Source organism: Curtobacterium guangdongense (assembly GCF_049341845.1).
GTDB classification, from domain to species: Bacteria; Actinomycetota; Actinomycetes; order Actinomycetales; family Microbacteriaceae; genus Curtobacterium; species Curtobacterium guangdongense.
This window is the reverse complement of the sequence record NZ_JBMPIT010000003.1, coordinates 319,076-346,049: the sequence shown is the minus strand read 5'-3', so window position 1 is coordinate 346,049 and position 26,974 is coordinate 319,076. Positions and strand designations below refer to the sequence as shown.

Annotated in this window: 25 protein-coding genes and 1 tRNA gene; 12 read left to right on the top strand and 14 right to left on the bottom strand. The window is 69.9% G+C overall.

Features of this window, described 5'->3' with window-relative positions; genetic code table 11:
* Nucleotides 1-196: 196 nt before the first annotated feature.
* Both ACO0E1_RS06205 and ACO0E1_RS06200 read right to left on the bottom strand, forming a co-directional pair.
* On the bottom strand, nucleotides 197-1,216 hold the full coding sequence (locus ACO0E1_RS06205; protein WP_422873398.1) for a glycerate kinase: 1,020 nt from the start codon (nucleotides 1,214-1,216) through the stop codon (nucleotides 197-199).
* Nucleotides 1,217-1,245: 29 nt separating this feature from the next.
* A complete protein-coding gene (locus tag ACO0E1_RS06200) occupies nucleotides 1,246-2,364 on the bottom strand; it encodes an FAD-dependent oxidoreductase (protein WP_422873397.1) in 1,119 nt (372 codons plus the stop codon).
* Nucleotides 2,365-2,445: 81 nt separating this feature from the next.
* Between ACO0E1_RS06200 and ACO0E1_RS06195 the strand changes: the two genes are divergently transcribed.
* Nucleotides 2,446-2,853: a DUF2087 domain-containing protein gene (locus tag ACO0E1_RS06195; protein WP_422873464.1), complete on the top strand. Its 408-nt coding sequence runs from the start codon at nucleotides 2,446-2,448 to the stop codon at nucleotides 2,851-2,853.
* Between the two features lie 71 nt (nucleotides 2,854-2,924).
* On the opposite strand, the gene ACO0E1_RS06190 is transcribed toward ACO0E1_RS06195, so the two are convergent.
* Both ACO0E1_RS06190 and ACO0E1_RS06185 read right to left on the bottom strand, forming a co-directional pair.
* Nucleotides 2,925-3,734: a hypothetical protein gene (locus ACO0E1_RS06190; RefSeq protein ID WP_422873396.1), complete on the bottom strand. Its 810-nt coding sequence runs from the start codon at nucleotides 3,732-3,734 to the stop codon at nucleotides 2,925-2,927.
* A gap of 126 nt (nucleotides 3,735-3,860) precedes the next feature.
* Nucleotides 3,861-5,285, bottom strand: a complete 1,425-nt coding sequence (locus ACO0E1_RS06185; protein ID WP_422873395.1) for an MFS transporter — start codon at nucleotides 5,283-5,285, stop codon at nucleotides 3,861-3,863.
* A 101-nt stretch (nucleotides 5,286-5,386) separates the two neighbouring features.
* Between ACO0E1_RS06185 and ACO0E1_RS06180 the strand changes: the two genes are divergently transcribed.
* Nucleotides 5,387-6,208 (top strand): helix-turn-helix transcriptional regulator, encoded by an 822-nt coding sequence (locus ACO0E1_RS06180; RefSeq protein WP_422873394.1) that lies wholly within the window; start codon nucleotides 5,387-5,389, stop codon nucleotides 6,206-6,208.
* Nucleotides 6,209-6,242: 34 nt separating this feature from the next.
* Here ACO0E1_RS06180 and ACO0E1_RS06175 read toward each other — a convergent pair.
* A tRNA-Gly gene (locus ACO0E1_RS06175) sits at nucleotides 6,243-6,316 on the bottom strand.
* A gap of 209 nt (nucleotides 6,317-6,525) precedes the next feature.
* Here ACO0E1_RS06175 and ACO0E1_RS06170 point away from each other — a divergent pair.
* Both ACO0E1_RS06170 and ACO0E1_RS06165 read left to right on the top strand, forming a co-directional pair.
* Nucleotides 6,526-7,626 (top strand): DUF6177 family protein, encoded by a 1,101-nt coding sequence (locus tag ACO0E1_RS06170; RefSeq protein ID WP_422873393.1) that lies wholly within the window; start codon nucleotides 6,526-6,528, stop codon nucleotides 7,624-7,626.
* Nucleotides 7,616-7,963 carry a hypothetical protein gene (locus tag ACO0E1_RS06165; RefSeq protein ID WP_422873392.1) on the top strand — a complete coding sequence of 116 codons (348 nt, stop codon included), beginning with the start codon at nucleotides 7,616-7,618 and terminating at the stop codon, nucleotides 7,961-7,963. The genes ACO0E1_RS06170 and ACO0E1_RS06165 overlap by 11 nt, the downstream gene beginning before the upstream one ends.
* A gap of 35 nt (nucleotides 7,964-7,998) precedes the next feature.
* On the opposite strand, the gene ACO0E1_RS06160 is transcribed toward ACO0E1_RS06165, so the two are convergent.
* Both ACO0E1_RS06160 and ACO0E1_RS06155 read right to left on the bottom strand, forming a co-directional pair.
* Complete coding sequence (locus tag ACO0E1_RS06160) at nucleotides 7,999-10,041, bottom strand: bifunctional copper resistance protein CopD/cytochrome c oxidase assembly protein (protein ID WP_422873391.1); 2,043 nt, start codon at nucleotides 10,039-10,041, stop codon at nucleotides 7,999-8,001.
* A gap of 67 nt (nucleotides 10,042-10,108) precedes the next feature.
* Nucleotides 10,109-11,158 carry a GNAT family N-acetyltransferase gene (locus ACO0E1_RS06155; RefSeq protein WP_422873390.1) on the bottom strand — a complete coding sequence of 350 codons (1,050 nt, stop codon included), beginning with the start codon at nucleotides 11,156-11,158 and terminating at the stop codon, nucleotides 10,109-10,111.
* A gap of 120 nt (nucleotides 11,159-11,278) precedes the next feature.
* Between ACO0E1_RS06155 and dcd the strand changes: the two genes are divergently transcribed.
* The 3 genes from dcd (at nucleotide 11,279) to ACO0E1_RS06140 (ending at nucleotide 12,808) form a co-directional block, all read left to right on the top strand.
* On the top strand, nucleotides 11,279-11,866 hold the full coding sequence (gene dcd / locus ACO0E1_RS06150; RefSeq protein ID WP_422873389.1) for a dCTP deaminase: 588 nt from the start codon (nucleotides 11,279-11,281) through the stop codon (nucleotides 11,864-11,866).
* 100 nt (nucleotides 11,867-11,966) lie between these two features.
* Nucleotides 11,967-12,482, top strand: coding sequence for a helix-turn-helix domain-containing protein (locus ACO0E1_RS06145; protein WP_422873388.1), 516 nt, complete (start codon nucleotides 11,967-11,969; stop codon nucleotides 12,480-12,482).
* Nucleotides 12,479-12,808 carry a HepT-like ribonuclease domain-containing protein gene (locus ACO0E1_RS06140; protein ID WP_422873387.1) on the top strand — a complete coding sequence of 110 codons (330 nt, stop codon included), beginning with the start codon at nucleotides 12,479-12,481 and terminating at the stop codon, nucleotides 12,806-12,808. Before ACO0E1_RS06145 ends, ACO0E1_RS06140 begins: the two co-directional genes overlap by 4 nt.
* Before the next feature lie 134 nt (nucleotides 12,809-12,942).
* Here the strand turns inward: ACO0E1_RS06140 and ACO0E1_RS06135 are convergent, their stop codons facing one another.
* The 4 genes from ACO0E1_RS06135 to ACO0E1_RS06120 form a co-directional block, all read right to left on the bottom strand.
* The gene (locus ACO0E1_RS06135) at nucleotides 12,943-14,049 is read right to left on the bottom strand and encodes a substrate-binding domain-containing protein (RefSeq protein ID WP_422873386.1); all 1,107 of its coding nucleotides are present in this window, start codon (nucleotides 14,047-14,049) and stop codon (nucleotides 12,943-12,945) included.
* A 62-nt stretch (nucleotides 14,050-14,111) separates the two neighbouring features.
* Nucleotides 14,112-15,404: a multiple monosaccharide ABC transporter permease gene (gene mmsB, locus ACO0E1_RS06130; protein ID WP_281266736.1), complete on the bottom strand. Its 1,293-nt coding sequence runs from the start codon at nucleotides 15,402-15,404 to the stop codon at nucleotides 14,112-14,114.
* Complete coding sequence (gene mmsA, locus ACO0E1_RS06125) at nucleotides 15,401-16,924, bottom strand: multiple monosaccharide ABC transporter ATP-binding protein (RefSeq protein ID WP_402728320.1); 1,524 nt, start codon at nucleotides 16,922-16,924, stop codon at nucleotides 15,401-15,403. Before mmsA ends, mmsB begins: the two co-directional genes overlap by 4 nt.
* A gap of 555 nt (nucleotides 16,925-17,479) precedes the next feature.
* A complete protein-coding gene (locus ACO0E1_RS06120; protein ID WP_422873385.1) occupies nucleotides 17,480-18,502 on the bottom strand; it encodes a LacI family DNA-binding transcriptional regulator in 1,023 nt (340 codons plus the stop codon).
* A 317-nt stretch (nucleotides 18,503-18,819) separates the two neighbouring features.
* On the opposite strand from ACO0E1_RS06120, the gene ACO0E1_RS06115 reads away from it, so the two are divergent.
* The 4 genes from ACO0E1_RS06115 to ACO0E1_RS06100 all read left to right on the top strand — a co-directional run bounded on the left by ACO0E1_RS06115 (nucleotide 18,820) and on the right by ACO0E1_RS06100 (nucleotide 23,934).
* Nucleotides 18,820-20,094 (top strand): MFS transporter, encoded by a 1,275-nt coding sequence (locus ACO0E1_RS06115; RefSeq protein ID WP_422873384.1) that lies wholly within the window; start codon nucleotides 18,820-18,822, stop codon nucleotides 20,092-20,094.
* Between the two features lie 35 nt (nucleotides 20,095-20,129).
* Complete coding sequence (locus ACO0E1_RS06110; protein WP_422873383.1) at nucleotides 20,130-20,906, top strand: SDR family oxidoreductase; 777 nt, start codon at nucleotides 20,130-20,132, stop codon at nucleotides 20,904-20,906.
* Between the two features lie 92 nt (nucleotides 20,907-20,998).
* Nucleotides 20,999-22,510 carry an FAD-binding oxidoreductase gene (locus tag ACO0E1_RS06105; protein WP_422873382.1) on the top strand — a complete coding sequence of 504 codons (1,512 nt, stop codon included), beginning with the start codon at nucleotides 20,999-21,001 and terminating at the stop codon, nucleotides 22,508-22,510.
* Nucleotides 22,507-23,934, top strand: a complete 1,428-nt coding sequence (locus ACO0E1_RS06100) for an FGGY-family carbohydrate kinase (RefSeq protein WP_422873381.1) — start codon at nucleotides 22,507-22,509, stop codon at nucleotides 23,932-23,934. Before ACO0E1_RS06105 ends, ACO0E1_RS06100 begins: the two co-directional genes overlap by 4 nt.
* A 62-nt stretch (nucleotides 23,935-23,996) precedes the next feature.
* On the opposite strand, the gene ACO0E1_RS06095 is transcribed toward ACO0E1_RS06100, so the two are convergent.
* A complete protein-coding gene (locus ACO0E1_RS06095) occupies nucleotides 23,997-25,052 on the bottom strand; it encodes a magnesium and cobalt transport protein CorA (protein WP_422873380.1) in 1,056 nt (351 codons plus the stop codon).
* Nucleotides 25,053-25,341: 289 nt separating this feature from the next.
* Between ACO0E1_RS06095 and ACO0E1_RS06090 the strand changes: the two genes are divergently transcribed.
* Complete coding sequence (locus ACO0E1_RS06090) at nucleotides 25,342-25,800, top strand: hypothetical protein (RefSeq protein WP_422873379.1); 459 nt, start codon at nucleotides 25,342-25,344, stop codon at nucleotides 25,798-25,800.
* 33 nt (nucleotides 25,801-25,833) lie between these two features.
* Here ACO0E1_RS06090 and ACO0E1_RS06085 read toward each other — a convergent pair whose 3' ends face one another.
* The gene (locus ACO0E1_RS06085; protein WP_422873378.1) at nucleotides 25,834-26,406 is read right to left on the bottom strand and encodes a glycerol-3-phosphate responsive antiterminator; all 573 of its coding nucleotides are present in this window, start codon (nucleotides 26,404-26,406) and stop codon (nucleotides 25,834-25,836) included.
* A 31-nt stretch (nucleotides 26,407-26,437) separates the two neighbouring features.
* Complete coding sequence (idi, locus tag ACO0E1_RS06080) at nucleotides 26,438-26,971, bottom strand: isopentenyl-diphosphate Delta-isomerase (RefSeq protein ID WP_422873377.1); 534 nt, start codon at nucleotides 26,969-26,971, stop codon at nucleotides 26,438-26,440.
* Between the last annotated feature and the right edge of the window lie 3 nt (nucleotides 26,972-26,974).

The window sequence follows — 26,974 nt, the reverse complement described above, 5'->3', positions numbered from 1 at the left end:
GCCCCCGGGCGTTCCGCGAAAGCGACACCCTCCCGCCGAACTTCCACGGCACGCTGTCGCTTCCACGGCACGGACCGCGGGTCACGCCCCGGGTCTGTCGCTTCAGCGGCACAGATCGCCAGCCGCCAGCGCCAGCGCCGGCCGCCAGCCGCCAGCGCCAGCCGCCAGCGCCAGCAGGCAGCGCCAGCCGCGCGGGTCAGGCCATGCGCGCCAAGCGCTGCCCCGCGATCCGGGCGAAGCGCAGCGGGTCGGCCAGTGCGTCCGACGGTGACCCGGTGGTCTGTGTCGCGATGACGGTCAGGGAAGCACCCGTGTCCCAGTCGTCGAGCGGGGCGTCGATCGCCCCCGCGACGAGCATCCGCCGACGTCCTGCAGCGAGCGAGGCCACGACCGACGGCACCTTGCCCACGGCACTCTGCCCGTCGTAACGCCCCTCGCCCGTGACCACGACGTCGGCGGTGGTGATCGCACCCGGGAGCCCGAGCACCGAGGCGACCCCGGACGCCCCACCCACGAGCGTCGCGCCCCACACCAGCAGCCCGAACCCGGCCCCACCCGCGGCACCTGCCCCGGGCGTGGACGGGTCGACGTCCGGGAAGCGCGCCGACCACGCCGCCAGCCGTTCCTCGTGCACGGGAACACGCGACGGGACGATGCCCTTCTGGGGCCCGAACACCGCTGCCGCGCCTGTCGGCCCGAGCAGGGGCGAGGTCACGTCGGTCAACACCGAGACCCCGAGCGGCGGCAGCGGGCGGAACGAGCCGTCGGGGAGTGTCAGCGCGGACAGCAGTCCCTCGCCCCCGTCGGTCGACGCACTCCCGCCGATGCCGAGCACGAGCCCGGTCGCCCCGGCATCAAGCGCCGCGGCGATCGCCTGCCCGAAGCCGATCGTCTGCGCGGTGTCCGGCTGCAGTGTCGTCAGCAGCGGGAGCCCGCTCGTCGCCGCGAGCTCGACGACCGCACGTCCGTCGGGCAGCGCCAGCCAGGACGCGTCGACGGGGTCACCCGCCGGCCCCGTCACGGTGATCGGCACGCGGCGGGCATCGGGGAACGCGGTCGCGAAGGCGTCGAGCGTGCCCTCCCCGCCGTCTGCCATGGGCACGAGCGTGACGGTGTCGTCCGGCCGCTCCGATGCCCACCCCTCGCCGATCGCGGCGGCGACGGCGGCCGCGGTGGCGGTCCCCTTGAACGAGTCAGGAGCGATCACGACGTGCACGCGACCACCGTAGCGGTCGTGTCACGGACTCAGGCCAGCGCGAACCTCGGGTGCGGAGCGCCGCCGGTCGCCAGGTCCGCGAGCATCTCGCCGAGCAACGGTGCGAACTTGAAGCCGTGGCCGGAGAAGCCCGTCGCGACGGTGATCGGCCCGCGCCGGTCCATCACGAAGTCGTCGTCGGGGGAGTTGTCGTACAGGCAGCTGATCGGCGCGGGCTCGGTCGCGTCGACGCCGGGAACGAACTGCGCGACGTACGCCTGCAGCCGCTCGAGTTCCTCGGGCACCGCGGTGAAGTCCCGCGCGTCCGGGTCGACGACCGGCCCGGTGCCGTGGAACCCGACCTTGACGCCCTCGCCCGGTGTGAGCAGCCCGTACACGTCCCCGCCGTCGAGCGGGTAGTGCACGAAGCTCGGCCAGGCGTCGTCCGCCAGGTGGCTGGGGAAGTGGGCCGGCTGCTCCTGGGTGACGCGGATGGCCGGGAGGCTCGCCCCGCGTCCGGCGAGCAGCTCGCCGACTAGCGCGGGAGCCCACGACCCCGTGGCCGCGATCACGGACCGGGTCGTCGTCCGCAGGACCGTTCCGTCTGGCTCGGTGGACGAGACGGTGACCGTGTCGCCGTGGTCCTCGATCCCGGTGACCCTGGTGTCGAACCGGAGTTCGGCGAGGCCGGTCCGCTCGGCGAGCGTGAGGAAGACCTCGATCGCGTCGGCGGAACGGATCCGGCCGGCGGTGGGGTGCGCGAGGACGTGCCCCTCGAAGGCGAGCCCGGGCCACCGTACTGCGGCGGTCTCCGGGGTCAGGGTCTCGTGGGGGATGCCGGCATCGGACAGCGCCGCGGCGATCGCGTCGACGACCTCCGGCCGACCGTGGTCGACGGCACCGGTCCGGTCGAGCAGCGTCTCGCCACTCGCGGTCTCGAGCGCGTCCCATCGTTCGAGTGCGCGCGTGGTGAGCGCGACGTACTCCGGGTCCGCGTACCCCTGCCGGAAGATCCGCGTCGCGCCGTGGGACGAACCGAGGTGGTGTCCGCGCCCGTGTTGCTCGAGGAGCAGGACGCGCTCGCCCCGGGTCGCGAGGGCGTAGGCGGTCGCGGCGCCGACGACCCCGCCGCCGATGACGACGTGGGTGGTGGTCTGGTCCGTGGGCATCTCCAGATCGTATGCGCTGGCCGCGACGCCCTCGATATCGTGCGATGACACTGAGACAAGGTTGGAGGACCCGACGTGAGCATGCACTCCGCGCTCCGGCGCGCACGACAGGTGGTCGCGGCCACGATGAACCCGGCGATCCCGGCGGACCGGTTCGACTGGGTCGGTCCCGACGGAGCAGTCGACCGCGAGGCGCTGTCGGAGACCCGGGAAGCGATCGAGCTGCTCCTCACCGACCGGGCTGTCCTGCACGTCGGACGGATCAGCGACCTGCCGATCGAGGCGAACAAGCGTCAGGAACTCTCGAACGCGATCGTGCGCATCGCCTTCGACCGTTTGCCGAGCCGGCGCAGCATCAACGAGGAGACGCTGAACGCGGCACTCGCGATGTTCGTCGAGGACGTCGCACTCGTCCGCCGGGACGCGGTCGACTCCGGCGTGCTCGCCCGCTCGCAAGATGGTGCCGCCTACCGACTGCAGACGATGTGACGTCGTGGCGCCAGCTCGGGAAGCTGGCCCCCGCTCATCGTCCCGCCGATGCTCACCCGACCGCGGCGGGGTCACATCCCGCTGCCGTCGAAGAACGCGGACAGGGCCGGTGCCGTGTCCGCGACGGTCGACACGTTCGCCAGGAGTACCACGCCGAGGAACAGGAGCATGCAGGGGAGCAGGACGCCCCCGACCGTCAGCACGCGTCGGAGCCGCCGATCGGGCTTCGGGGTGCGGGCCCGCCGTACCCAGAGCGCCACGGTACCGGCGGCGACCAGCACGATCGCAGCGACCGCGGTCCCGACGAGGGCGGCGTGGTAGAGCCGGAAGTCGTCGACGAGGGCGGTCAGCACCGGGGTCGTCGCCCCGGCAGCGAGCTGGTCGCGGACCTGCGCCACCGGGGCGCTGTCCAGCGGGAGGAAGTTCAGTACCGACGACAGCGGCGCGACCGCACCCTGCACGTTCGCCATCGCCACCAGCAGCACCAGCGGTGCGACCGCAGCGCCGAGCACCCCGACCAGCAGCAGGCCGGTCCGAGGTCCTCTGGAACTCGCACGTGCCCACGCACCCCAGATCCGCCTCCCGATCGGCACGAGGGCGACCAGGAGTGCGATCGCGACCACGGCCTTCACCACGTGGAACACCGACCAGTACGACACCGCTGCGGCGAGCGGGGCGCTCGACGCCCGCCCGGACGCCACCCACCGACCGAACCCGGAGTCGACGCTGCCGGGGAGCTCCGCGACCGACAGGTGTGTCCCCGATGTCCAGCCGGCGACGGCGGCCGGCGACAGCACCACGGCGATCGTCAACGCCCCCGCCAGCGCGAGCCACGCGGTGCCGCGGCGGTCCAGGAACCTCGTCGTGTCCACCATCGTCATCGCCCTCCAGGTCGTCGGGCACATCCCGATGGCACAACGCTAGGGAGACGAACCACGTGGCCGCGTCCTCCTCGATGACGAAGGCCGACCGTCGGAAGTCATCCTCTGGCGTGACCCGACGGCTGGTCAGCGCACCACGGGCGTTCGCAGCGTGGACCGGGCGGCGACGGCGACGACGAGCTGTGTGGCGACGAGAGCGACCGCGACGACGGCGATGGCGAGGGTGCGGTCGACCGGCAGCAGCGCGGTGAAGAGGGTGCCGAGGACCGCGACCCCCAGCGCGAGAGCGGTCTGCTGCACCGTGACCATCACGCCGCCGCCGACACCCGCGAGGTGCGACGGGACGTCGGCGAGGACCGTCCCGAAGAGCGCGCCGACGCCGAGGGCCTGCCCGATGCCGGACAGCGCCAACGTCAGCACCACGGCGACGACCGGAGGCCCGTCGGGCGCGGCGATGACGAGCGCGGCGGTCCCCGCGAACCCGATCCCCTGTGTCAGTCCACCGGCGATCAGCACCCGCCGTCCATGGCGTCGCAGGAGCGCGGGAACGGCGAACGAGGTGCAGACGTAGGCGATCGTGACCGGGGTGACGACGACACCGGACCAGAGCGGGCTGATCCCGAGGAGGTCCTGCGTGGTGAGGGCGAAGACGAACAGGAACGCACTGACTGCCGGGAAGAACACCAGCAGGATCGGGAGTCCTCGCCGCATGGACGGTAGCCGGAGCAGCGACGGCGGGAGCAGCGGCAGTCGCCCGAGCCGTTCCGCTCGTGCTTCGACGACGACCAGCGCGGCTGCTGCCGGCGCGACCGCGACGAGGACCACGACGGTCCACACGGGCCAGCCGAGCGAGGGGCCTTCCGCCAACGGGACCAGCAGGCAGACGAGCACGACGGCGAGCAGCACGACACCGACGAGGTCGAGCCCCGCGCGGACGGACGACCGGTTCTCCGGGACGGTGCGACGTGTGAGCAGCAGTGCCGCGAGGCCGACGGGCAGGTTGACGAGGAACACCGTCCGCCATCCCAGGCCGAGGAGGTCGGCCTGGACGAGCAGCCCACCGACCAGCTGCCCGGCGACCGCGGAGAGTCCGCCGGCGACCGGGTACCGGCTGATGGCGCGAGCACGCGCGGGGCCTTCCAGCACGGTCTGCACCGTGGCGAGCACCTGCGGTGTCAGCAGCGCGGCGGCGGCGCCCTGGGCGAACCGCGCGAGCACCAGCACCGTCGCGGTCGGCGCGGTGCCGGCGAGCAGGGAGGTCAGGGCGAACGCGACGAGTCCGATGCCGAACAGGCGGCGTCGTCCGAAGCGGTCGCCGAGCCGGCCACCGAGGACGAGGAACGCGGCGTACGTCACGGCGTACCCGCCGGCGACCAGCTCGAGCGCTCCGGCGGACGCGTGCAGGTCGTGCGCGATGCTCGGCAGCGCGACGTTCGTGATGAACAGGTCGAGGCCCGCGAGGAACGGTCCGACGAGCAGGACCGTCAGTCCGAGCCTGCTGAGCGCCGGGGTGCGCAGCGATGCGGTGTCCTGGGACGTGCCTGAGGTCATGAGAGGAGCGTCGCGCAGGTGCACTGCTGGTACCAGGAGCCTCTTGGTACGGGTACCAGCACCACCAGGACGGAACGGCTCCCCAGGGGCAGGATGAGGTCGTGGACACTCGACTTCGCGAGCTCGGAGCGTTCCTGCGGTCACGTCGGGGGCGGATCCCGCCGCAGGAGATCGGCCTCTCCGCCGACGGCCGGCGGCGCACACCCGGGCTGCGGCGTGAAGAGGTCGCGCAACTCGCCGGCGTCGGCGTCACCTGGTACACGTGGCTCGAGCAAGGGCGTGACATCCACCCGTCCGAGCAGGTGCTGCGGTCCGTCGGTCGCGTGCTCCGACTCGATGACGACGAGCTGGCCTACGTGATGCGCCTCGGCGGGTACCGAGCGACGCCCTCGTCGCACGGGCGACCACGTGTGGACGACGTGGTGGTGCGGTTGATCGAGCGGCTGTCCCCGGTTCCGGCGTACGTCCAGAACGGCTGCTTCGACGTCGTCGCCCACAACGCGTCCTTCGGGCACCTCGTGACGGACCTCAACGCGATGCCGACGACGGAGCGGAACACCATGTGGCTCGCGTTCACCGACGCGGACTGGCGTGCCGCGATGCCGGACTGGGAATCGGTGACGAGGCGGATGGTCGCGCAGCTGCGGTCGCAGAGCGAGATCGAACCGTTCGCCGACCGCCGCGCCGCGCTCGTCGCCGGGTTGAGCGCCGCCTCCCCGCGGTTCGTCGAGCTCTGGCATCGCCACGACGTGCTGCAACCGCGGACCGGACGGAAGGTCTACGACAGCCCGCGGGTCGGACGGCTCCGGTTCGACGTCGCGACCACGTGGCTCGAACCCGATCCAGGGCTGCGACTGCTGGTGCACCTGCCGGCAGACGCCGAGACGGAGGAGCGGCTGGGGCTCTTGGAGGCCCGGCGGTAGGAGACCGGTACCCGGGGACGACCACGGGTAACTGTGGAGCGAGTGACGGGAATCGAACCCGCGCTACCAGCTTGGGAAGCTGGAGTTCTACCATTGAACTACACTCGCGTGCCCGCTCAGCGGGACTCGACAACCATACCGGATTCTCGGCTGGAAGCCAGCCGACCGCGTGCCGTGTGCCGTCGTGCCGGGGCCGACCCGAGCCTCCCGTCCGGTGCCCGTGTCTCTTCTGTGAGCCCGCCCGCCTGACGGACAGGTGTCGGACGCGTGTGTACCGTCCAGGGAGTTCCAGCGACCCCGAACCGAGGAGGACCCGGATGGTCAGACATCCCCTCATCGACGACGTCGTCGGCCCCGCGATCGTGGTCGACTCCGACTCGCAGGTGGTGTGGCTGACCGAGGCGCTGGCCTCGCTGCTGCGGCGTGCGTCCGCTGCCGAACGCATGGTCGTGCTCCGGACCGGCCCGCAGGCTGCGCTCACGCCGGCGCTCCGCCACGCGCTGGGTGCACACGGTGCCGCGTGGGCGGTGCGGGACTTCGACGGGAGTCTCCGCGACGGCCGGACGGGCGTCCGTGCCGACGGCGTCGAGGACTTCGTCGAGCGCGGGCCGGAACTGCTCGGGACGCCCTCCCCTGAACACCCGGTCGCCGCGGACTCGGTGCGCCAGATCAGCATCGACCTCACGTTGCGCCACCACGACGAGCGGGCGATCGACATCGGGTCCGCGATCGAGGCCCTGTGCCACACGGTCGGCACCTGTCCGACGCGCTGGGGGACCGCCGAGCCGCTGTCGGTGCCGTGGGACCGCTGGGTCGTCACGCAGTACGCCAAGCACGAGTCGCCCGGGGTCAGCACTTCGTACGCCGTGGGCGACGGGTTCTCCGCGACCATGACCGCGCACCTCACCGACGGCGTCGTCATCGAGACCATGTCCGCCGTCCTGACGATCCCCGAGGACGGGGCGGATCCGGAGCTCGCGGACCGGCTGCTCGATGCCGTGCACCGCGTCGCCGAGGACGTCGTCCCGGTGTTCGGCGTCGTCATGCAGCGACGTGGAGATGCCGACCACCTCGTCCGCGCCGTGTCGCACGGCGAGCCGGCACCGCTCGCCGTCGTGGTCGGGCCGGAAGCGGCCGGGTTCCTCGACCGCGGTGCCGTGTGGCCGCCGCCGCACACCTCGACCTCGACGTTCGGAGCCGGAACAGGCTCCGCGATGGCCGCCGACGGAGCCGGGCAGGGACTCATCGTCCGGCTCGAGGACGGCTGGACCGCACTCGAGTCGTTCCTCGACCGCATCGACGAGGACCGCTTCCTGCAGTTGGTCGGCGGCGCACCGCTCGACCCGGCGCACGACGAGGGAACGCTCGACGGGCACGTCGGTGCCGTCGGTCGGCACGGTGGCATCGGTGCCCCGTGACGTGACCCTGCTCTGCCGGGGACAGGTGGAGGTCCGCGAGGTCGCCGAGGCGCTGCTGCTCCACGACGACACGTGGGGTGTCCGTGCGCTCGACGACGGCCCGATGATGCAGGTGTGCCGCGACCAGGAGCACCCGGTGATCACGGTGCTCGGCGTCCGCCGCGTCGACTCCTTCGACGAGGTGGAGCGGATCCTCCCGGACGCTCCGACCCTCGGGACCCCGCTGTGGTGGGTGGACACCGTGACCCCTGCCGGATCGGACGGCGAGTCGGGGATCGCGGCTGCGCTCGAGGCCGCACTCGACCTCGACGCGGTCTGCATCGTCCACGGCGACTGACGGCCGCCGCTGACAGGCGCCCGCGTACGGCTGTGTCAGTCGCGGTTCATCGCGGACAGGCGCTCGTTGTACGCCTTCAGCTCGGCGTCCCCGTCGCGGTCGGCCTGGCGGTCGAGGCGCTTCGCGTCACGCTTGTCCGACTTCACCCAATTCCGCACCACGAGCAGCGCCACGAACACCATCGGCAACTCGGACGCACCCCACGCTATGCCGCCGCCGGTGTGCTGGTCGGCGAGGAGCGCGGCGTCGTTCGTCTGCCCGAGCGCGTGGAACCAGTCGACCGCGTAGATCGACTCCGACGTCATCACGGCGACCCCGAAGAACGCGTGGAAGGCCAGGGTCGCGAGCAGGGCGATGATCAGGATCGGGTACTGCGGGCGCTTGGGACCGGGGTCGATGCCGACGAACACCCAGAAGAACAGGTAGCCGCTCAGCACGAAGTGGACGACCATCGCCACGTGCCACTCGTGCGACTGCATCGCGGCCTGGAACGCCCCGGTGAAGTAGAACACCACGAGGGAGCCGGCGAAGACCACCCCGGCGACGGCCGGCTTCGCCATGAACTGCATGTACCGCGAGTGCACGAAGAGCATGAGCCACTCACGGGCACCGCGCGAGCCGTCGTTCCGCACCGGCAGGGTCCGCAGTGCCAGCAGCACCGGGCCGCCGAGCACGAGCGGCAGCGGCACGAACATCATCAGCAGCATGTGCTGGATCATGTGCGACGAGAAGTGGATCATGCCGTAGACCGACGGACCGGCCGAGGTCGTCCAGATGAACACCGCGCAGCCGAGCAGCCACGAGATCGTCCGGCCGACCGGCCACTTGTCACCGCGCTTCCGGAGCTTCCGGACGGCGAACAGGTACCACCCGGCACCGACCACGGCGAGGGCGAGCCACACCCAGTCGATGTGCCACTGCGTCAGGAAGGTGTGCAGCGTCTGCGTCGGCGGGTACGGGTAGCCGATGAGCCCGGAGCGGGTGTCCTCGCCGGTCTCAGGGGTCTGCGGGATCGGCGGCTGGCTCCGGGACACCGCGACCGAGACGCCGATCGCGACGGCCATGAACACGATCTCGGCGAGGGCGAAGCGCGTGAACGACCGACGATCGAGCGGGGAGCGCAGCAGTGCTGGCACGAGCTTCCGGCGCTGCACGACACCCGCGAGTCCGAGCAGGATCAGGATCGACGCCTTGACGGTGATGAGCCAGCCGTAGGTCGTCGTGAACAGGTCGAGCGGCCCGGTGAGACGGAGCGAGGCGTTCACGATGCCGGAGAACGCCACGGCGGCGAACGACCACCCGGCGAGCGTCGAGTACCGGGCGACCATGCGTCCGGTGGCGCCCTTCGTGCGGGTCCGCAGTGCGACGACCGCGACGAGCCCACCGGCCCACACGCACACCCCGATGAGGTGGATCGCGAGGGAGTTGACCGCGTTGGCGTGCTCGAGGGACCCGGCGGCGTGGCCGGAGAGCGCGAGGGGGAGCAGCGCGAAGAGCCCGGCGACCGTCGCCACGGCGAGCGTCGTGACCCGGGTCGCGAACGCGGCGAGCACGGTGGCGACGAGGATCGCGGCCGCCGACACGACGAGCGCTTGCCCGATCTCGACCTGGAACGCGAAGAGCATGAAGTTCCGCGCGAACACCGAGTTCGTCAGCGGGACACCGAGGGTGTTCGCCCCGGTGAAGACCAGGCTGACGACGGCGGCGAGGAACCAGATCGCCCCGGTCGTCGCCGCCCACCGGACCGCCCGGTGCTGGACGCTCGACATCGCGCCGTGGTCCTTCTTCTGCGCGGGGAGCGCGAACGCGGCGACGATGAGCAGCCCGATCGTGAGCGCCGCCATCGTGTCGTGCACCACCCGCGCGACGGGGAGCCCGTACTGCACGAGGTCGCCGGCCGACACGAGCTGCTGGCTCGCCGTGAACGCACCGGTCACGGTCATGCCGAGGATCGAGCAGCCGACCGCGAGCGGGATCGCGATGGCGAGCACGGTGGCGACGGTGGATGTACGAGCGGTGACGGGCGCCGATTCCGGCGCCGAGCCTCCAGGCTGTGTTTCGGGTGACGTGACGGTCATCGACCTGTTCCGGGGACGCTTGCGTCCGCGAGACCGCGGACCCTCCATGGTAGGCGCTGCCGACTGATCACACCTTGCGCTCCCAGATCCCCTCGCTGCCGACGCCGACGAACCCGACCGCCTCGTTGACGTCGAGCATCGGGCGGTTCTCCTCGGCGTTGAACGTCACGATCGACGGGTGTCCCGGGTGGTCCCGCTCGATCGTCTCGATCCCGACGACCTTCAGCAGCCAGCCGAGCCGGTGCCCGCGGTGTTCCCGGAGGACGAGGGTGTCCCACTGGAACACGGGCTGCCCGAGGTCATCCGGCACGGACAGCTGCGTGAAACCCGCCAGGGTGGTGCTCGGGACGTGCTCGATCGCGACGGTGAGGATCGTCCTCGGGGAGTCCTCGAGGTGTTCCTCGTGCTCCTGCAGCCGCTCGACGGTCCACACGTCCTCGGGCTCCTCCATGTCGCCCTCCGGTGCGTCCGTGCTCATCCGGGTCTCGAGCAGCGCGATGCCGGCCTGCCACTCGGTCGGCGTGCGACCGGTCCAGGAGTGCACGCGGTAGTCGGGACCCGCCGCCGTCGACGCCCGCTCGTGCAGGGTCTGCACCACCGAGTGGTCCGCCGGCAGTGCGAGCCGACTGATGCGGTTCACCTGTCCGAAGCGCCAGCCTCGGCCGGTCAGGAAGCGGACACCGGCCTCGTCCGCGGGGACGGCGCCGAACCCGGTCGGGGCGACGACGTACCCGGGGCCTGCAGCGGGGCCGACCTGCCGCGACACCGCGTAGGTCTTCCACTGGGTCCGTCCCTCGGCGCGGGCGATGCCCTCGATGTGGTCGGCGAGCAGGGTGCCGATCCCGCGGCGACGGTGCTCGGGATCGACGCCGATCGAGATCCAGCAGTTCGGGGTGCCCTCGGCGGTCTTCGAGTCGTAGGCGCCGGCCGCGACCACGGCGTCATGTGCGTCCCGGACGACGAAGAGTCGGCTCGGGGCCTCCGGATCGTGTTGCAGGGGGAGCTGTTCCTCGGCCTTCCAAGCGAGCTCGGCCAGCCCGTGGACGGCGACCTCGGAGCGGTTCGACACGTCGACCCACTCGCGGAACGCCTGCACCTTGGCAGGGTCGTCGGTCATGGTTGCAGGGACGTCGAGTTCGACGACGCGGTACACGGTGTTCCTTCCGCCGCCGTGCCGTCTGCAGGGCAGCCGAGCAGCATATCGGGGGAGCGCCCGGGCCCGCTAGGATTCCGTACCGTGCTGCTCTCCGACCGCGACATCACCGCCCAGCTCACCGCAGGCCGGATCGGCCTCGATCCCCGAGATCTCTCGCTCGTCCAGCCGTCGAGCGTCGACGTGCGCCTCGACAAGTTCTTCCGGCTGTTCGACAACCACAAGTACCCCCACATCGACCCGGCCGTCGACCAGCCCGACCTCACCCGGCTGGTCGAGACCGACCCGGACGAGGCCTTCGTGCTGCACCCCGGCGAGTTCGTGCTGGGGTCGACGTACGAGGTCGTCACGCTCCCCGACGACATCGCCGCCCGACTCGAGGGCAAGAGCTCGCTCGGGCGCCTCGGACTCCTCACGCACTCGACCGCCGGGTTCATCGACCCCGGCTTCTCCGGCCACGTGACCCTGGAGCTCTCGAACGTCGCGACCCTGCCGATCAAGCTCTGGCCGGGCATGAAGATCGGGCAGCTCTGCTTCTTCCAGCTGTCGAGCCCCGCGGACAAGCCGTACGGTTCCGCCGAGTACCAGTCGCGGTACCAGGGCCAGCGCGGTCCGACACCGTCGCGTTCTGCCCAGAACTTCCACCGGACGGACGTCTCCGTCCGCGACTGACGACCTCGCGGACGGCCGGCACACTCCGCCCAGACACGCGGGGCAGAACGATCGGTGCGCCGGATGATGCGAAATTTTTCATCTTGTGTATCGTGGCGTCATGTCAGGTGTCCTTGCACGACCCGCTGAGCGTCTCTCCGCGGCAGACCTCATCCGTGACGCACGACTCCGTGCCGAGCTGACCCAGGTCCAGCTCGCGAAGCGGGCCGGCGTCACGCAGAGCGTCATCAGCACCTACGAGAACGGTCGCCGCGAGCCGTCCCTCGCAGCGCTCCAGCGATTGCTGTTCGCCGCGGGCTTCCTGACCGTCATCGACCTGGAGCCCGTCGCCGATCCACCGCCGCTCCGCGAGCGGGTCGCCGCCGCCCGACTCGAGCTCCTCGAGGCCATCACGCGACTCGGCGGGATGAACCCGCGATTGTTCGGCAGCGTCGCCCGGGGCGAGGACGGTCCGGACAGCGACGTCGACCTGATGGTGGACCTGCGCCCGGGGCTCGGGATCTTCGCCCTCATGCGCATCCAGGACGCCGCGGAGCAGGTGCTCGGCGTGCGCGTCGACGTCGTGGCGGCGGCCGGCATGAGCGAGGACGTCGTCCGGCACGCGGTGCCGCTGTGAACCGCAACGTCCCGGAGCGGCTCGACGACGTCATCCGGGCGTGCGGGGTCATCGACCGGTACGTCTCGGACGCGTCGCTGCCGGAGGACCTCGTCTACGACGCCGTCCGGATGCGCCTGGTCGAGATCGGCGAGGCGGTGCGGATGCTGCCCGTGGCGGTGACGGCGGGCGAGCCGGGCATCCCGTGGTCGCGCGTCTCGCTCCTCGGTGAACGGCTCACCCGGCGCTACTTCGACACGACGCCGGCGATCGTGCTCGGGACCGCGCGGGTGGACGTCCCGCACCTCTGCCAGGCGGCGCGCCGCCTGCGCGCCCGCCACGGCTAGCCGCCCGGCTCGCCACGCAGCGGACGGGAGGCTCGTGGCGGCCCCGCCACGAGCCTCCCGGGAACGGGACCTCCCGGGAACGGGACAGGGCCCCGTCCGCGATGCGGACGGGGCCCTGTCGGGTACTGCTGGTGTTACTTGCCGGCCTCGGCCAGCTTCTCGAGGGTGTCGTTGCCCTTATAGGCCTCGACCGCGTTCTCCTTGGTGACGAGCACCGGGGTGAGCTCGATCGCGGGGACCGTCTTCACACCGTTGTAGTTGTTCGTCTTGTCGATCTTGGTGTCGGGCTTGTCGCCCTTGGCCAGCGTCGAGACCAGGTCGACGGCCGCCTGGGCCTCTTCCGTGGTGTTCTTGTAGATCGTCGAGTACTGCTCGCCGCTCATGATCAGCGGGATGGACGCGGTCTCCGAGTCCTGCCCGGTGACGACGGGGTTCTCCTTGCCGGCGGCCTTGGTCGCGGTGAGGATCGCACGGGCGAGGGTGTCGTTCGGCGACAGGACGCCGTCGAGCTTGGTGTCACCCGTGTAGTACTGCGACAGGAGGTCCGTCATGCGGGACTGGGCCTTCTGCGCGAGCCAGCCCTGCGTGTTGACCTTGCCGAACGTGGTCTGACCCGAGACGACCTTGAGCGTGCCGTCGTCGATCTTCGGCTGCAGGACGCTCATCGCGCCGTTGAAGAAGACCGTCGCGTTGGCGTCGTCCGGCGAACCGGCGAAGAGCTCGACGTTGTACGGGCCGTTCCCCTTCTTCTCCTTGAGGCCCTTGAGGAGGGCGTTGGCCTGCAGCTGGCCGACCTTGTAGTTGTTGAACGCGACGTAGTAGTCGACGTTCTTGGTGTTCAGGATGTTGCGGTCCCAGGCGATGACGACGGCGCCCGAGGACTTCGCCGACTTGACCTGCGAGGTGAGCTGCGAACCGTCGGCCGCACCGATGATGACGGCCTTCGCACCCTTGGTGATCATGCCCGAGATCTGCGACTGCTGGTCCGGGACGGGGCTGCCGGCGTTGGCGTACTGGATGTCCGCCTTGAAGCCGGCGTCCTCGATCGACTTCTTGAACGCGGCACCCGCGAGGACCCAGTTCTGCGAGGTCTTCGCCGGGAGCGCGACGCCGATGAGGTCGCCCTTCTTGATGGTCGCGTCGGAACCGCTGCCGGAGTCCGAGCCACGTGCGGAGCAGCCGCTGAGGGCGAGACCCGCGATGAGCGCCAGGCTGAGGCCGGCGACGATCTTCTTGCGCATGTGATTGCTTTCTCTTCGTTGAGGAGGGATGGGGCCGGAGCCCCGCTGTGGGGATGGGTGAGCTAGGGGAGGGTGATCTTCTCGGGCTGGTCCTCGATGGACTTCGGCTGCTGCGCGGCCACCGTGTTCTGCTCGGTGTCCTTGCGCTGGAACTGCCGCATCATCCCGCCGATCAGGGACGGACGCCCCTGCGACTTCGAGTAGACGTCGAAGGCGACGGCGACGAGCAGGACGAGACCACGGATGATCTGCACCTTGTTCGACTCGATGCCCATGAGCTGCAGGCCGTTCGAAAGCAGCGCCATGACGAGACCACCGATGATCGACCCGGAGATCGTGCCGACACCACCGGCGACCGCTGCACCACCGACGAACACGGCGGCGATCGCGTCGAGCTCCCAGCCGGTGCCGTCAGCAGGACCGGAGGCGCCGGAGTACCCGACGAAGACCATGCCGGCGATCGCGGCGAGGACGGACATGTTCATCATGACGAAGAAGTTGACCTTCTTCGCGCTGACGCCGGAGAGGACCGCGGCGTTGGCGTTGCCACCGACGGCGTAGACCTGGCGACCGAAGATCGTGTTCTTCGTGACGAAGCCGTAGATGATCGTCAGGACACCGAGGATGATCGCGACGATCGGGACCGAGGTGCCGACGGGGCCCGCGGCGAACAGGTACGTCGCGACGAGCGTGACGGCGACGAGGACACCGGTGCGGACGATCGAGACCCACAACGGCGGGACCTCGGCCTGCATCTTCCGGCGGCGGGAACGCCCACGCGCCTCGATGATGATGAGCGCTGCGACGGTGACGAGACCGATCAGGACGGTGCCGTTCGAGAACGGGGTACCCGGCCCGAAGTCCGGGATGAACCCGGCGCCGATCGTCGTGTAGCTGTCCGGCACGGGGACCGAGGTCGAGTTGCCGATGATCTGGTTCGCACCACGGAAGATCAGCTGACCGGCCAGCGTCACGATGAACGCGGGGACCCGGACGAACGCGACCCAGAAGCCCTGCCAAGCACCGATCAGGGCGCCGCACACCAGGCCGAGGACGATCGCGGCCCACACCGGGAAGTGCCACACGGCCATCGACTGGGCGACGACGATGCCGACGACCGCCGCGACCGATCCGACCGACAGGTCGATGTGGCCGGCGATGATCACCATGACCATGCCGAGCGCCAGGATGAGGATGTAGGAGTACTGCAGGAACAGGTTGATGACGTTGGTGGGCTCGAGGATGAGCCCGTTCGTCGTGACCGAGAAGATGGCGAGGATCGCGATCAACGCGATGATCATGCCGTACTGGCCGATGCTGTTGCCCTTACCGAAGAGCAGTCTCAAGTTCTTCATTTCGCGAGTGCGCCCTTCCGCGCGGAGGTCATGCTGCGCATGAGCGTTTCCGGATCAGCCTGGTCGGCCGGTACGTCGTTGGTGATCTGGCCCTCGAAGATCGTGTAGATCCGGTCGGAGAGGCCCAGGAGTTCGGGGAGCTCGGACGAGATGAGGATGATGCCCTTCCCCTCGGCCGCGAGCTGCTGGATGATGCCGTAGATCTCGAACTTCGCGCCCACGTCGATGCCGCGGGTCGGTTCGTCGAGGATGAGCAGGTCCGGGTCGGTGAACATCCACTTCGACAGGACGACCTTCTGCTGGTTCCCGCCGGAGAGCTTCCCGACGTTCTCCTCGACGCTCGGCACCTTCGTGCGGAGCAGCTTCCGGTACTTCTCGGCGACGTCGTACTCTTCGAGGGAGTCCACGACGCCGGCCTTCGAGATCTTGTGCAGGTCGGCGGACACCGTCGAGCGCTTCACGGTGTCGAGCAGGTTCAGGCCGAGGGCCTTGCGGTCCTCGGACACGTAGCCGAGCCCGGCGTCGATCGCCTGCTGGACGTTGTTGAGCTTGATCTCCTGGCCGTCCTTGAACACCTGGCCGCCGAGGAACGTGCCGTAGGAGTGGCCGAAGATGCTCATCGCGAGCTCGGTGCGGCCGGCGCCCATGAGGCCGGCGAACCCGACGATCTCGCCGCGCTTCACGTGGAAGTTCGAGCCCTTGCAGACCAGGCGCGACGAGTCGAGCGGGTGCTGCACGGTCCAGTCGCGGACCTCGAAGAAGGTCTCGCCGATCTTCGGGGTGCGGTCGGGGAAGCGCGACTCGAGCGAGCGGCCGACCATCCCGCGGATGATGCGGTCCTCGTTGACGCCGTCCGCCTTGACGTTGAGCGTCTCGATGGCCTTGCCGTCACGGATGATCGTGATGCTGTCGGCGATCTGCTCGATCTCGTTGAGCTTGTGGCTGATGATGATGCTCGAGATGCCCTTGGCCTTCAGCCCGACGATCAGGTCGAGCAGGTGCTGCGAGTCGTTCTCGTTGAGCGCCGCGGTCGGCTCGTCGAGGATCAGGAGCTTGACGTCCTTGTGCAGGGCCTTGGCGATCTCGACCAGCTGCTGCTTGCCGACACCGATGTTCTTGATCTGCGTGTCCGGGTCGTCGGCCAGGCCGACGCGGGCGAGCAGGTCCTGGGCGCGGAGCTGGGCCGTGGTCCAGTCGATCGCCCCGAAGCGGCTCGGCTCGTTGCCGAGGAACAGGTTCTCGGTGATCGAGAGCTCCGGGATGAGGGCGAGCTCCTGGTGGATGATGACGATGCCGGCCTGCTCGGACTGCTTGATGTCCTTGAAGCGGACCTCTTCGCCTTCGTAGACGATCTCGCCCGTGTAGGTGCCGTACGGGTAGACGCCGGACAGGACCTTCATGAGGGTCGACTTGCCCGCACCGTTCTCGCCGCAGATCGCGTGGATCTCACCGGCGCGGACCGTGAGCGAGACGTCCGCGAGGGCCTTGACACCAGGGAACTCCTTGGTGATCGACCGCATCTCGAGGATGGTCTCGGGTGCGGTGATCGACCGGGTCTCGAGTCCGGTGTCGATCGGGTTTGACGCCACTGTGCATCTCCTTCTGCCGCTTCGGTGCGGCAGTCCTTCGGTGGTTCTGCGAGCGGCAGCGAAGGCACAGGGAGTCTGTGTGGACTTCGTTGTCGCGTCCGGTGTCCCAGCCTGTGTGACGGTCCATGTGAACGGTCACATCGGCTGGAACGGAGGTAATACTACGCACGGCGTCGGCGCGGGTGTCAATTCGGATTGGTCGCGTTTCGGTAACGGCCCGCAGTTCCGCGCCGTCGGGCCGTGTGGTGACCCTCGATGTGGGGTCGCTTCCCCGGCGTGGCGGGCATCGGACGGGAGGCTCGTGGCGGCCTGGCCACGAGCCTCCCGTCCGCCGTTCCGTCCGGCCTCGGCGTGGGCCGAATCGCGCATAGCGAGCCGAATCGCGCGTAGGAGGTCGGAAATTCCGACCTCCTACGCGCGAAACGGCCCCCTACGCGCGGAACGACCGGCCGCGACGGGACGGCCTCCTCCGCGCGGAAGGGCCCGCTACCCGCGGTGCCGCGGCGCGCTCGTGGAGGCGCGGACCACGAGCTGCGGGACGATCTCGATCGGGCGGAGCACGTCGCCCTCGCGGGGGAGGAGCAGGTCGACGCAGCGTCGTCCGAGCTCGGCGAAGTCGACCTGCACGGTGGTGAGCGGCGGCCAGAAGTGCTTGGCCTCCGGGATGTCGTCGTAGCCCACCACGGACAGGTCTCCCGGCACGTCGAGCCCGTACGACCGCGCCGCGTGCATCACCCCGAGCGCCATGGCGTCGTTCGAGCAGAACACCGCCGTGCAGTCCCGCCATCGAAGGAGTTCTCGGCCGGCGTGGTACCCGAAGTCCGCGGTCCAGTCGCCCAGGATCGGCGGTTGCACGGGCTTGTCGCGGTCGGACATCTCGCGGAGGAAGCCCTGCATGCGGGCGTCGGCCTCGATCCAGTCCTGCGGTCCCGCGATGTGGCGGATGTACTCGTGGCCGAGGTCGAGCAGGTGCGCCGTGGCCAGGCGCGCGCCCTCCATCTGGTCGACCCAGAGCGCGGTCGGGTCCTCGCCGATGCTCGAGCGCAGCGTGATGTACGGCGTCCGGACGCCGAGTTCCTCGATGAGGTCGAACACGCGCTGTTGCGGCGCGATGACGATCATGCCCTCGACGTCCTGGTCCAGCAGGTGCCCGAGCCCGTCGCGCACGGCGGCGTCGGTCGGCTCGGCGATGTTCGCCGTCGTGACCGAGTACCCGCGCGCGACGGCCGAGTCCTCGATCGCCTGCATCGTGACCGCAGGACCGTAGTGGGACCGCTGTGCCGTCAGCACGCCGATCGTCCGGGTCCGGCTGGTCACCAGCGCGCGTGCTGCGCGGTTCGGCCGGTACTGCAGCTGCTCCATGGCAGCGACCACGCGCTCCCGCGTCTCGGCGCGGATCGCGTCCGAGTTGTTGAGCACCCGTGACACGGTCTGGTGCGACACCCCGGCGACCCGCGCGACATCGCGGATGGAGGGCGATCGCGGTTGCTGTGCCCGCGTCGACGCCATTGCTACTCGTTCCCGCTCGGTCTGCTGGCACGCCCATGTGCACGTTCACATTCCGAGCCAGATCATTATGCACGTCCGGATGCTCGGCGCCACCTGAGTTGTCGTGAGCGGGTGCATGGGGTACCGTTCTGGCCGACGCCCGGTATATCGGATGCGTCAACAATCGAAGATCGGCCGTCCCGCCCGAGGGACGGCGTCGCTTGAGACCTCAGAGAACAGCGACACCCGCAGCGCACGGCGCTGGGGTGTCCGCTGTTCTCTTTTTTTTGTGCCCCCGCCCGTTTCCCAGTCACGTACCCGTCCACGAAGGAGTGGCCTTGTCGAAGTCCCGCAGGCTGACGAGTTTCATCGTCCTGTCCATGACCGGTGGTGTCATCTTCCAGGTGGCGTACATCCGCTTCGTCTTCCTCGCCGACACCGCGCACGCGCTCGACCTGACGATCCAGCGCTACGGCGAGATCACGTCGGTCTTCGGTGCCGTCGCCGTCGTCATGTACTTCTGCGGCGGGTGGTTCGCCGACCGGTTCTCGCCCAAGGCCCTCATCGTGATCGCGCTCGCCGGCATGGGCCTCGTCGACCTCTGGCTCTCCACCGTCCCGAACGAGGGCGGCATCGTCGTGGCCCACGTGCTGATGGCCGTGCTCGGCATGGGCCTCTACTGGTCGTCGCTCGTCAAGCTCATCTCGATGCTCGGGTCTGCCGACGAGCAGGGCAAGCTCTTCGGGTTCCTCGAGGGCATCCGCGGCGTCACGTCGACCGTCGTCGGGTTCATCGGGGCCGGCATCGTCGCCGCCGCGATCGCCGACACCGGCGGGGTGCTCTGGGTGATGCGCATCTACGGCGTGCTCTGCCTGGTCTTCGCCGTGCTCGTGCTGCTCGTGGTGCAGACCGACCGGACGGCGCTCGAGGGCGTCGCGCGCCAGACGGTGAGCCTGCGGGAGCTCGGGCTCGCGGCACGGAACAAGTACACCTGGCTGATCGGGTTCTCGATCATGATGATGTACTGCTTCTACACGCTGCTCGGGTACCTCACGCCGCTGCTGCAGTACGGCTTCGCGGTGCCCGTCGTGCTCCTCGGCGCGATCGGTGTCATCCGCACCTACGTCTTCCAGATCGTCGGCGGACCGGCGGGCGGCCTGCTCGTGGACAAGTGGACGAAGTCGTCGCCCGCCTTCCTCCGCTGGGCCTTCGTCGTCGCGGCCGCCGGGGCACTCGGCTTCGTCCTGCTGCCCGAGTCGCCGGCGCTCGTCTGGGTCGCGATCGCGCTGATGATCGTCATCTGCATCGCGGTCTTCACCTCGCGCGGCGTCTACTGGGCGCAGGTCGGCGAGGTCGAGGTCCCCCTCGCCCAGCGTGGCGGCGTCATCGGGCTCGCGTCCGGCATCGCGTACCTGCCCGATGCCTTCCTGCCCGCGGTCGGGGCCTGGTGGACCGGCGACCCCGCGAACGGCGTGCCCCAGCAGGGCGGCGGGTACACCGCGATGTTCCTCGTGCTCGTCGGCGCGGCCGTGCTCGGCTTCGTCCTCACCACCGTGACCATGCGCGTCCGTGCGCGGGACCTGCGCCGCGCCGCGGCCCCCGCCCTCGTCTGACCCCCCCCCACTTCCACGAAAGGACCCCACCCTCCATGGACATCCGCGACTTCTCGATGGACCTGTTCTCGCTCGCGGGCAAGACCGCAGTCGTGACCGGCGGCAACTCCGGGCTCGGTCAGGCGTTCTCGCTCGCGCTCGCCAAGGCCGGCGCCGACGTGTTCGTGCCGAGCGTCGTCGACGACGACGGCACGACCCGGGCGCTCGTCGAGGGCGAAGGGCGTCGGTACGAGTTCCTCGAGATCGACCTCACCGCCGACGACGCCCCCGAGCGCATCGTCGACACCTGCATCGAGCGGCTCGGCGGGTTCGACATCCTGGTCAACTCCGCCGGCATCTGCAAGCTCGCGAGCGTCGACGAGTTCGGCCGCGCCGAGTGGGACCCGATGATCGCCGTGAACCTGACCGCACCGTTCGCCCTCGGGCACGCGGCGTCGAAGCACTTCGTCGCACAGGGCTCGGGCAAGATCATCAACATCGCGTCGCTGTTCGCGTTCCTCGGCGGCCAGTGGTCCCCGGCGTACGCGGCCACGAAGCACGGCATCGTCGGCTTCACGAAGGCGTACTGCGACGAGCTCGCGCAGCACAACGTCCAGGTGAACGCCATCGCACCCGGGTACTTCGCCACCGCGATCACCGCAGCGACCAGGGCGAACCCGGAGACGAACCAGCGCGTGCTCGACCACATCCCCGCCGGGCGGTGGGGCGACGTCGCCGACCTGATGGGCGCGACGGTCTTCCTGGCGTCCCGCGCGGCCGACTACGTCAACGGGCACACGCTGACCGTGGACGGCGGCTACCTGGTGCGCTGACCGGCAAGCAAGCACAGGCAAGCAAGCAAGCAAGCACGCACGCACGCACGCGCAAGCACGACCCCGCACGACCAACGAAAGGCACCCCCCTCATGATCGACTCGATCGCCACCCTCGACCGCTCCGAGATCCTCGCGCGCCTCGCCGAGATCGTCCGACCCGAGCAGATCGACACCGACGAGCAGCACCTCAAGGACGCCAGCGTCGACCGCTTCAAGAAGTACCAGTCGGTGCACGGCATCTACGACGCGCCCGCTCCGGTCGCGATCGTCAACGCCGAGTCCACCGAGGACGTCGCCGCGATCCTGGCCTTCGCGAACGACAACCTCGTCAACATCGTGCCCCGCACCGGTCGCACGGGCACCGAGGGCGGCCTCGAGACGAGCGTCGTCGACACCATCGTGCTCGACTGCTCGCGGATGGACGCCGTCCTGCGGGTCGACGAGGAGAACATGCAGGTCACGGTGCAGGCCGGCGTGCCGCTCCAGCGCCTCGAGGACGAGCTCCGCCTGCGAGGGCTCACCACCGGCCACTCGCCCCAGTCGAAGCCGCTCGCCCAGTACGGCGGCCTCGTCGCGACCCGCTCGATCGGCCAGTTCTCGACGCTCTACGGTGCGATCGAGGACATGGTCGTCGGGCTCGAGGCCGTGTTCCCCGGTGGCGCCGTCCGCCGCATCAAGGCAGTCCCGCGTCGCTCCGCCGGCCCCGACATCCGCCACGTGGTCATCGGCAACGAGGGTGCGCTCTGCGTCATCACCGAGGTCACGGTCAAGGTCTTCAAGTACATGCCGGAGAACAACCGGTTCCACGGTGCGCTCGTCGACGACATGCGGACGGGCATCGCGATCCTGCGCGAGGTCATCACGAACGGCTTCCATCCGTCGGTGGTCCGCCTGTACTCGCCGGAGGACGCCAACCAGCACTTCTCGCACTTCTCGAAGGACAAGTGCGTCGTGGTCTTCGTCGCCGAGGGCCCCGCCGGCATCGTCGCGGCCACGAGCGCCGAGATCGAGCGCGTCATCGCCCAGCACCCGCACGAAACCGTCGACCCCGCGCACATCGAGCGCTGGTTCGACAACCTCAACTGGGGCCAGGACAAGATCGACGCCGAGAAGGAGGTCATGCTCCGCGACCGCCAGCTCGGCTACACGACCGAGATCTCGGCCGACTGGTCCGCTGTCGGCGACGTCTACGACGCGGTCATCGAGCGCATCCGCAACGAGTACCCGTACGCCGGGGACCTGACGATGCTGGGCGGCCACTCGTCGCACAGCTACCAGACCGGGACGAACATGTACTTCGTGTACGACTACCGGATCGACTGCTCCCCGGAAGAGGAGATCGAGAAGTACCACATCCCGCTCAACGCGATCATCGTCGAGGAGGCCCTGCGCCACGGCGGCTCGATGGTCCACCATCACGGCGTCGGCAAGTACCGTACCCCGTGGGTCGAGGAGGAGCACGGCTCGGCGTTCGCGATCATGCGCGGCCTCAAGGAGCAGTTCGACCCGAAGGGGATCATGAACAAGGGCACGATCTTCCCCGAGCCCGGCGCGATCCAGCCCGCGGCGGCGGACCCGGACACCACCTTCGGCCGAGCATGACGACCTACCTCGTCGGCATCGACAACGGCTCGCAGTCGTCGAAGGTCACGATCTTCGACGAGCGGGGCGTCGTCGCTGCCGAGGGGCGCGTACCGCTGCGGGCGAACCACACGCCGGCACCCGGTGTGGTGGAGCACCCCGACGACGACCTCTGGGACTCGATCGCACGGGCCTGCCGCATCGCGATGGCGTCGTTCACGGGCGACCCGGCGGACATCGTCGGGGTGGGGCTGTGCACCATCCGGTTCTGCCGGGCGGTGCTCCGCGCCGACGGCTCGCTCGCCCAGCCCGTGCTGAGCTGGATGGATGCCCGCGTCGGCCGCCCGTTCGAGGCGGAACACGACGACGTGGCGTGGGTCACGACGTCGTCCGGCTACGTCGGCCACCGGCTCACGGGTGCGTTCCGTGACACCGCCGCGAACTACCAGGGCATGTGGCCGATCGACACCGACACGTGGCGCTGGTCGACCGACGCCGCCGCGTATGCCGCAACGGGCATGCAGCGATCGCAGCTCTTCGAACTCGTCGATCCGGGCGACCTCCTCGGCACGATCACGGCCGAGGCGAGTGCGGCGACGGGGCTCCCGGTCGGGCTGCCGGTCGTCGCGACGGCGAACGACAAGGCGGTGGAGGCGCTCGGCTGCGGACTCCTCGACCCGTCGACGCTGCTCGTCTCGCTCGGCACGTACATCGCCGGGATGTCCGTCGGCGCGCGGAACATCGGCGACGCGACCGAATCCTGGACGAACTTCGGGTCCGAACCCGGCCGCTACCTCTACGAGAGCGGCGGGATCCGGCGCGGCATGTGGACCGTCAGCTGGTTCCGCGACCTGCTCGGCTCCGGGACCGAGGCCGAGGCGGCTGCCGCGGGTGAGCGGGTCGAGGACCTGCTCAACCGCGAAGCGACAGCGGTGCCGGCCGGGTCGGACGGTCTCCTGACGGTGCTCGACTGGCTCGCGCCGGACGACGCGACGTTCCGGAAGGGCAGCATCCTCGGCTTCGACGGACGCCAGGGCCGGGCCCACGTGTACCGGTCGATCCTCGAGGGCATCGCGATGACGATGCGCGATCGTGCGGACGCGATGGGCGGCGAGCTCGGCATCGCGTACGAGCGCGTCGTCGTGTCGGGCGGCGGCTCGTCGTCCGACCTGATGATGCAGGTCATGGCCGACGTGTTCCAGGTCCCGACGATCCGCGTCGTCGGCGACAGTGCGGCCAGCCGCGGGGCAGCGATCTGCGCGGCCGTCGCGACGGGCGTGCACCCCTCCTTCGCCGCCGCTGCCGAGGCGATGGTCGTCGAGCGGGACCGGACCGCCCCGCGGCCGGAGCACGCGGCGGTGTACGACGCGCTGCGCGCGGTCCATGCCGACGTCACGGCGCACACCGACGCGGTCTACCGCAGGACGGCCGCGATCGTCGGCTGAGCACGGACGGACGGGAGGCACGGTGCGGGCCCGCACCGTGCCTCCCGTCCGTCGTGTGTCGGCTACAGCCAGTTCCGCTTGCGGAAGACCACCCACAGCACGCCCGCCAGGGCGAGCATCGCGACGATCGCGGCCGGGTAGCCGTACCGCCAGTGCAGCTCGGGCATGTGGTCGAAGTTCATCCCGTAGACGCCGGCGATGAGCCCCGGCGCGAACAGGATCGCCGCCCACGATGAGATCTTCTTCACCTCTTCGCCCTGCTGGTGCGCGGCACGGGCGAGCTGCCGGCTCTCCTCGCCCTGCGCCAGGCTCGCGCTGGTCATCCGCCGCATGGCCTCGTTCTGCTCTTGCGACACCAGGGTCGAGTGCAGGGTCAGGGCGTTCTCGAGCAGCGCGCGGAACGAGTCGATGCGCTCGGTCACCCGCAGCGCGTGGTCCATCACGTCGCGCAGCCGGTGCTGGACGTCCTCGTCGACCGCGTACTTGTCGGCCCCGCGGAGCAGCCCACGCACCATCGCGGGGACCGGCTTCGTCGCACGCTGGAACGCCAGGACCTCGCTGAGGAGCTGGTAGATCCGCTTCGAGACGTCGGCGGCGACGTGGCCGGCGAAGAGCTGGTCCTCGATCTCGTCGATCTCGTCCTGCAGCACCTCGACGACCGGGGCGTAGCCGTCCACGACCTCGTCGAGCACCGCAGCGGTCACTGCCTCCGATCCCTTCGCGAGGAACTCGGGGTCCTGCTCGACCCGTGCGCGCAGGGCGGCGAGGTCCGGGCGGTCGGCGTGCCGGACGCTCACCACGAAGCGGTCCCCGACGAAGAGGTGCACCTCGCCGAACTCGACGGTGCCCTGGTCGGCGTCGTACCAGGCCGGACGCAGCACCACGAACAGGGTGTCGCCGTAGCGCTCGAGCTTCGCGCGCTGGTGACCCTTCATCGCGTCCTCGACGGCGTTCTCGTGCAGGTCGAACTCCGTCGCGACGGACTCCAGCTCACGTGGATCCGGGCGCAGCAGCCCGATCCACGCGAGGTCGCAGTCCCGTCGTGCATCGAGCGACAGGGTCGATGACGACTCGACGCGACGTCCGTCGACGTAGATCGCGTTGTCGATCATTGCCATGCTGTGCTCCTTCGGTCGGGAGCAGGCAGGCGCGAGACGACCCGGATCGACGTCCGGGGCGTGGGCGTGGTTCAGCGCGTGGGCACGACGACCGTCAGGGGCAGCCGGCCCGCACGAGGATGGTCACCCGACATCGCGCCTCACCTGCCCTTCTGGTTCGTCCTTGCAGCGGAATGTCCCGCAGCCAACGGCCGAGCGTACGCCTCTCGTCCGCGATTCCCAAACGCAACCGACATACCTAATGTGAAGTTCCAACCGTATACCCCGGTGTCACATCGAAGGAGATGTCATGCGCACGAACTCACTCCGCTCACTCGTCCTGGTCGCGGTGACCGCAGCCACGGCCGCGACGGCCATCGCAGCACCAGCCGCCGCGGCGCCGTCCGTGGCGATCTCGGACGTTGCTCCCGCGGCCTCCGGCACCTTCACGACCGGGTGCGGCGGGATCCCCGGCGGGGAGATCAAGGTCTCGTGGACACGCGAGGGCTCCGCGTACACGGCGACGATCGACCAGTACAAGCTCTCACCTGCGCACGGTCAGACGAACAAGACCGGCGAGGTGCAGCTCGGCATCAACGGCGGGTCCTGGCTCACCGAGACCAAGTTGACGTCGGACAACGCCTGGCACGACCTCGGCGCGTCGACCACCGCCACCGTGCCCGCGGGCAACTCGATCGAGCACACGTTCACGCTGACGTACTCGGGCTTCCCGACGTACCCGCACTGCTCGGGGAGCAAATGGCTCTGAGTCGTCGGTGAACACGGACCGCGGCGCCTGGGGTCACATGCCCCAGACGTCGCGGTTCGACGACGCGACCGCCACGGCACCGGCGCCGAGGGCGGCCATCACGTCCGCCTTGTCGCAGACCAGTCCACCGGCGATGAGCGGGACGTCGGTGTCGTCCCGCAGCCAGGTGATCACCCGCGGCATGCAGCCGGGCAGGATCTCGATCGCGTCGGGCTTCGCCTGCTCGACGACGCGGGGGAGCTGGTGGTACGAGAACGAGTCGACGAGGAAGAACCGCTGCACGGCGACCAGTCCGGCACGCTTGGCGGCGCGGACGAGGTTCGACTTCGCGGAGAGGACCCCGTCGGCCACGGTGTGCCGGGCGATCCACGTCACGACGACGTCCCGCGCGGCGAACCCGTCGAGCAGGTCGACGTCGACGAGCACCGTCTTGCCGGCGTCCTTGCAGCGCTGCACGATGTCGGCGATGTCGAGCACGCTGCCGTAGAGCACGAACACGACGGCGCGGTCGGACTCGAGCACCGAAGCGAGGGCGGCGTCGTCCTTCACGCTCGCGATCACCGGGTCGTCCCCGAGCTGGTCGAGCACGTGCGCCGCTGCAGTCATGTGCACCATTGTCGGTGCGTCCGGCTGGGGGTCAGTCGAGGGCGCGGACCGGCAGTTCGGCGAGCTGCCAGCCGAGCCACGGGCTGAACGCGAACGGCGCTGCCGAGACCGCGGCGCGCAGCTTCTCCTCGGAGAGCCACACCCACTCGGACACCTCGTCGTCGGCGGGCTCCGGGTCGTGGTCGGCGACCGCGCGGAACACCGGGCAGACCTCGTTCTCGACGATGCCCGACGCGTCGACCGCGCGGTAGCGGAAGTCCGGCAGGACCTCCTCGATGCTGTGGAGCGTCATGCCCAGCTCGCGTGCGGCACGCCGGGCGATGGCGTCCTCGAACGACTCGTCGGGACCGGGGTGTCCGCAGAACGAGTTCGTCCACACCCCCGGCCAGGTCTTCTTCGCCAGCGCGCGACGGGTCACGAGGATGTCGCCCGCCTCGTTGGTCACGTGGCAGCTGAACGCCAGGTGGAGGGGCGTGTGGTCTGTGTGCACCGTGAACTTGTCCGCCACGCCGATCGGGGTACGGTCGTCGGCGAGTAGCACCACGGTTTCCGGGAATTGGCTCATCTG

Excerpts from the sequence above, each read along its gene's own strand:
- ACO0E1_RS06085 (WP_422873378.1), bottom strand. The coding sequence starts at position 26,406 with ATGACTGCAGCGGCGCACGTGCTCGACCAGCTCGGGGACGACCCGGTG.
- mmsA (WP_402728320.1), bottom strand. The coding sequence starts at position 16,924 with ATGCGGTCGATCACCAAGGAGTTCCCTGGTGTCAAGGCCCTCGCGGAC.
- ACO0E1_RS06090 (WP_422873379.1), top strand. The coding sequence starts at position 25,342 with ATGCGCACGAACTCACTCCGCTCACTCGTCCTGGTCGCGGTGACCGCA.
- ACO0E1_RS06160 (WP_422873391.1), bottom strand. The coding sequence starts at position 10,041 with ATGACCGTCACGTCACCCGAAACACAGCCTGGAGGCTCGGCGCCGGAA.
- ACO0E1_RS06105 (WP_422873382.1), top strand. The coding sequence starts at position 20,999 with ATGATCGACTCGATCGCCACCCTCGACCGCTCCGAGATCCTCGCGCGC.
- mmsB (WP_281266736.1), bottom strand. The coding sequence starts at position 15,404 with ATGAAGAACTTGAGACTGCTCTTCGGTAAGGGCAACAGCATCGGCCAG.
- ACO0E1_RS06110 (WP_422873383.1), top strand. The coding sequence starts at position 20,130 with ATGGACATCCGCGACTTCTCGATGGACCTGTTCTCGCTCGCGGGCAAG.
- ACO0E1_RS06145 (WP_422873388.1), top strand. The coding sequence starts at position 11,967 with ATGTCAGGTGTCCTTGCACGACCCGCTGAGCGTCTCTCCGCGGCAGAC.
- ACO0E1_RS06100 (WP_422873381.1), top strand. The coding sequence starts at position 22,507 with ATGACGACCTACCTCGTCGGCATCGACAACGGCTCGCAGTCGTCGAAG.
- ACO0E1_RS06200 (WP_422873397.1), bottom strand. The coding sequence starts at position 2,364 with ATGCCCACGGACCAGACCACCACCCACGTCGTCATCGGCGGCGGGGTC.
- ACO0E1_RS06170 (WP_422873393.1), top strand. The coding sequence starts at position 6,526 with ATGGTCAGACATCCCCTCATCGACGACGTCGTCGGCCCCGCGATCGTG.
- ACO0E1_RS06185 (WP_422873395.1), bottom strand. The coding sequence starts at position 5,285 with ATGACCTCAGGCACGTCCCAGGACACCGCATCGCTGCGCACCCCGGCG.
- ACO0E1_RS06190 (WP_422873396.1), bottom strand. The coding sequence starts at position 3,734 with ATGACGATGGTGGACACGACGAGGTTCCTGGACCGCCGCGGCACCGCG.
- ACO0E1_RS06120 (WP_422873385.1), bottom strand. The coding sequence starts at position 18,502 with ATGGCGTCGACGCGGGCACAGCAACCGCGATCGCCCTCCATCCGCGAT.
- ACO0E1_RS06095 (WP_422873380.1), bottom strand. The coding sequence starts at position 25,052 with ATGGCAATGATCGACAACGCGATCTACGTCGACGGACGTCGCGTCGAG.
- idi (WP_422873377.1), bottom strand. The coding sequence starts at position 26,971 with ATGAGCCAATTCCCGGAAACCGTGGTGCTACTCGCCGACGACCGTACC.
- ACO0E1_RS06155 (WP_422873390.1), bottom strand. The coding sequence starts at position 11,158 with ATGACCGACGACCCTGCCAAGGTGCAGGCGTTCCGCGAGTGGGTCGAC.
- ACO0E1_RS06135 (WP_422873386.1), bottom strand. The coding sequence starts at position 14,049 with ATGCGCAAGAAGATCGTCGCCGGCCTCAGCCTGGCGCTCATCGCGGGT.
- ACO0E1_RS06195 (WP_422873464.1), top strand. The coding sequence starts at position 2,446 with ATGCACTCCGCGCTCCGGCGCGCACGACAGGTGGTCGCGGCCACGATG.